This is a genomic window from Blautia sp. MSK17_66 (assembly GCF_020538025.1).
Lineage (GTDB): Bacteria > Bacillota > Clostridia > Lachnospirales > Lachnospiraceae > Blautia_A.
In genome coordinates this window covers 1-4,514 of the sequence record NZ_JAJBNQ010000054.1, presented here as the reverse complement: position 1 = coordinate 4,514, position 4,514 = coordinate 1, and the positions used below count along the sequence as shown (strand labels likewise).

Annotated in this window: 3 protein-coding genes and 1 pseudogene; 2 read left to right on the top strand and 2 right to left on the bottom strand. The window is 44.0% G+C overall.

From position 1 onward, the window contains the following. Together LIR34_RS17315 and LIR34_RS17310 are read left to right on the top strand one after the other, a co-directional pair. A pseudogene (locus LIR34_RS17315) lies at positions 1-437 on the top strand (hypothetical protein); the annotation flags it as partial. A gap of 353 nt (positions 438-790) precedes the next feature. Continuing rightward, positions 791-2,269 (top strand): Ig-like domain-containing protein, encoded by a 1,479-nt coding sequence (locus tag LIR34_RS17310; protein ID WP_173903403.1) that lies wholly within the window; start codon positions 791-793, stop codon positions 2,267-2,269. Positions 2,270-2,470: 201 nt separating this feature from the next. Here the strand turns inward: LIR34_RS17310 and LIR34_RS17305 are convergent, their stop codons facing one another. Together LIR34_RS17305 and LIR34_RS17300 are read right to left on the bottom strand one after the other, a co-directional pair. Next, complete coding sequence (locus tag LIR34_RS17305) at positions 2,471-3,934, bottom strand: helix-turn-helix domain-containing protein (protein WP_173903402.1); 1,464 nt, start codon at positions 3,932-3,934, stop codon at positions 2,471-2,473. 52 nt (positions 3,935-3,986) lie between these two features. Continuing rightward, a complete protein-coding gene (locus LIR34_RS17300) occupies positions 3,987-4,265 on the bottom strand; it encodes a type II toxin-antitoxin system HicB family antitoxin (protein ID WP_161286645.1) in 279 nt (92 codons plus the stop codon). Positions 4,266-4,514: the final 249 nt, after the last annotated feature.

Sequence of the window (4,514 nt, the reverse complement as noted above, 5' to 3'; positions counted from 1 at the left end):
CACCAACCCCAACACCGGGAGCAACAGATCCGGAAGGACCGACAGCAACACCAACTCCAACACCGGGAGCGACAGATCCGGAAGGACCGACAGCAACACCAACTCCAACACCAGGTGCAGAAGAGACAGTAACTCCAACACCGACAGTTGCTCCAGATGCAACAGAAACACCAGATCCGACAGAAGATCCGGATGCAACAGCAACACCAACACCGACAGCAACAGGTACAACAACAGGAAGCAATGGTGGAGACGGAACTTCTACAAATGGAACATCTTCCAACGGAACTACAACTTCTGATTCTCAGAAATCAAATCAGGTAAAAACAGCAGATAACACAAAAGTTGCAGGATCAGCTTTCATGTTCGCATTTGCACTGCTTGACGTAGTTCTTGCATTCTTTGCACTTCATCTGAAACACCGCAGAGATAAATAAATAATTAATTAATCAATATGTGCCTGTGCATTCCCTGCCGCATTGCTGGAAACAGTTGTGCGGCAGGACTTTTTTTGTCTGCTTCTTCAAAATAAGCAAAAACTAATGCCCGGAAACTTTACAGGAAAAATACCTTATGCTAAAATGACATTACTTTAACAAGATATAACAAGGATTCTCCCACCTCTATAGGTGGTGAGATGAATTGTAAACAAGAAAATGAACGGCAGTGGCGGGCGGAGAGAAATCGGTATCCCCCACTGACATGAGGCAAATCACAGTCAGCATGTTGCTGACATGTCAGACTCTGTGAAATTACCGACTGTGAGTTGAAACAAGAAAGAGGGATAATTATGAGTGCAAGGTCACATTCAAAATGGAACCATACTTTAACCTGGATGTTATCGGCAGCTCTTATTGTACAGGGCGGTGCTGTTGTATCTGCCAGTGATTTTGGCAGTGAAGTGTCTGCTGAGAGGACAGAGGAAGCACCACAGACCGTTGAAATGGAAGAGGAAGCAGGCAGTGAACCGGAATTTGCGGATGATGCTTCTGATAGCATCGGGGAAACAACAGATGAGGGAAACAGCGAAGCGAATGTTGAACCCGGAGAAGGTGATGAGGCAGCTGAGGCAGAGGATGTTTTTGCGGATGCGGCAGATTTTACATCAGAGATTCAGATGGAAGAGGAGGACACTCAATCAGATGGTCTTTATCTGGGTGATGCGATCGAGGATGATTCCGTCGGACAGATTATAGATGGAAATGTTGTGTTTAATGGTATTTCAGAGGATGCGAGTCTTTTTGTACCGGTATATGGAGAGAAAAACGGCAGTAAGATCGCCGTTCGCGATATGACATGGGAATCCAGTGATGAGTCAGTGGTAAGTATCTTTGATACAGATTCTGAGGAACAGCTGCAGCTTAGAAGCCACAAGACCGGTGGTGCTGTTGTGACAGGAACTTATCAGCCAACCGATGAGAATGGAGCTGCAGATGGTGAAGCAATGACTGTCAGCTTCCGCGTTTTTGTCAGGGGAATTGTTCTTGATGCAGGAGCGGACAGCGTTCAGATATCTTTAAATGAAGATATTTCTTCACAGACGATAGGATATAAGCTGATTGACGGTATAGGTGAGACAGGGGAAGCTGCTGAGCCGCAGGAGGTTACATGGAGTGTTGAGGATCCTCAGATCGCAGAGGTCAACGAGAATGGAAATCTGACCGCGAAGGCACCTGGTGAGACAACAGTGACTCTTACCTGGGGAGAGTTTACAGCCGACAGTAAGGTCAGCGTCACAGGTAAGGGTATCAGGCTGACACCTGCGAGCCAGAGCATACAGCAGACTGGTGCAACCATGATCTTTGCAGAGGCATGGGAGGATACAGTAAAGGTCGATAATCCGACTCTTACATGGTCAAGTTCTGATCCGTCAGTTGCAACTGTTGATGACAGGGGAATTGTCAGTGGTATCGGAACAGGTAAGACGGATATCGTGGCAACCTGGGATGGTGTTTCGTCCGAACCACTTCAGATCACAGTGACCGAAGCAACGGATGTTTCTGTGACTACACGCTGGGAGGATGGTGATACATTGGCATGCCGCCCGGCGCAGGTGACTCTTCAGCTTATGGCAAATGGACTGGAATATGACAGCATTGCACTTGGTACAGATACAGAGTGGAGACATGTATGGGTTCTTCTGGATGTCCGTGACAGCAGTGGAATGCCGATTACCTATGATGTTTCAGCAGAAGCACCGAGTGGTTACACCGCAGAGGTGCAGGGAAATGCTTCAGAAGGATTCACAGTAGTATATCGTCGAGCTTAAAGTGTTTCAAAAATCAGGAAAGTTTGTCCACAAATAGTGCCACATATTGCAATAAATCAAATATTATGTATAATTTAAACATAGCGAATCGGCGAGTATGAAAGAGAAAAAACCGTATATTCAGGAGTTGTCCTGAGTATACGGTTTTTGTTTTTTGTCAGAAAATTATTTCGTAATGCTTCCTGATCCGTCTGCCTTGTTTTATTCAAGGCTTCCGTTTTCAAGCCTGCAGATAATGTCCTGCACGTAGGCGGCTGCTTCCTCAGTAGTATAAAAACAGCTTTCCTGCATATTCTGGAGATAATCAAGGAAGGTTTCGAGAAGTCCATATTCCTGAATCGTAAAGAGCATAACTTCACCGTTGAATTTCTGAAAGATCAGAGTTCCGATATTTCCACGGATACAAAGATGCAGATTGGAAGGAATGTGGTTCAGGGGTTTCTGCAGAATGCGGTAAGAACCATCACGGCAGCTGGCCTCAACTCCCCGCAGCATCTGGATTCGCTGTTCTGGTGTAAACCTGTGATAAAAAATTTCCGGGATCTCAGCGGTTCGTCCTGAAGCAGCAAACTGTATAAGGCCATCAGCTGTAAAATAAACAAATGTCTGACTGTCAGTGAGTCTTCTCATATTGCCTGCGAAAGCGGCTGTCGCGTTACGGAAAATTTCTTCACTGTGAGGAAGTTCATAATTAAAAGATTCTCTCAGGATGCTTTCACTGATAAAAGGTGTGACGCAGACTTCCGGCTGCAGTGCAAAGGTGGGAGCAGTTTCATCTGCTTCAAATACTGTGCGGAACACATTTGAGAAATTATCCGGTGAAAAGGTGGTTGCCAGGAATAACTGAGAACACTGTTCAAGGTAAGTATCATATATTTCCTGAAGCATATGTATGACAGCAGTATTGCTGTAAAAAATCCCGGACTGTCCGTCTGCAGTGTACAGGAGTGCAGAATCAGATGTGAGGATCATGCATGGGAAAATATTCATATTATGATAATGCGAGTGAATATTATCATAATAATACCAGAGTGTATAGTTCAGACCAGACATATAAATCGGGAAAATTTCATAGAGATATTTCAGATTTATAAGTTCATGATGTTCGGTAAAAGCATCCTGACTGTTTAGACAGAGGATGTGCTGAACTTCCAGTGCATCGCCTGAAGCCAGTGTGGAAAGCAGGTGAAAGACAAACTCATGCTCTGGCTGAAGGAGCAGTGAAATTTTGCCGGAAGACCGGGAAGCCTCTGTCAGAAACATTTTGTGGATAAAGTAGTTGACCTGCTGCATGGAAGTCAGAGCAATACAGTCAGAGTCCGGATTGTGCTGGACGATTTTGGAAGAAAAAATAAATTCATCCGGAGATACGGAGAAATGACTTGGAAAATGGCAGATGAAATTTTCTACGCTTTTGCGTTTGTAGTAAATTTCCGGCCCGATCCTGGTCACATTCCATGCCTCCTCAAGATGTTGGGCCTCTGTCGGGGTCAGATGCATGAACAGGATCATTTTTTTCAAAATATCTCTGGGAGGCGGGTTGCGCTTGCCACTGATCAGCTTATACATGGTAGAACGATCCAGCCCACAGTATTTGGCCATGGGAAAGACCTTGATGTTTTTTGTGTTGATATATTCGGTAAGAACATCCGAAAATGTGGACATGTTAAAAACTCCTTCCGGGATAATTTAATTCAAATAAGCCAGAGAGGAGATTTTATTCATCCCATCCCTCATAAAAGCGGATATTGACAGAAATATTTCTGACAATGTCACCCTCCTTAAGATCCAGATCATCTTCATCAGAAACCGGTGGAAGCTGGCAGTCATCCTCGTCAAGTTCCAGTGAGATCCAGTTGTAGGCAGCAGCGTTTGCCTCTTCAATTGCCTCATCCAGAGTGTCTCCTTCTCCGAAACAATCTTCCAGATCCGGGAAAAATCCCTTATAAGTACCTTTGTCAGTTTTGCGGAATACCGCAGGATAAATAAATTTCATAATTTAACTCTCCTTTTAGGTCGTTACAGATTATAGTGTTAAGGTTGCTGCGAACAGCAACGCATATTATACCAATGTTAATAGTATACCATATCAGGTGGAAAATGCATGGGAAATTTTGTATAATGGTGGAAAATCAAAATGTGTTTACTAAAAAGTACAAAGGGGGATGATATAAGCAACTAATATATTGAAAAAAGATGTTAAATGTGTTTAAATATACTTATGGAGGTATATTATGAACACATC

Bases quoted from the DNA above. Each gene is read 5' to 3' on its own strand.
- LIR34_RS17305 (WP_173903402.1), bottom strand. From the start codon at position 3,934: ATGTCCACATTTTCGGATGTTCTTACCGAATATATCAACACAAAAAAC.
- LIR34_RS17300 (WP_161286645.1), bottom strand. From the start codon at position 4,265: ATGAAATTTATTTATCCTGCGGTATTCCGCAAAACTGACAAAGGTACT.
- LIR34_RS17310 (WP_173903403.1), top strand. From the start codon at position 791: ATGAGTGCAAGGTCACATTCAAAATGGAACCATACTTTAACCTGGATG.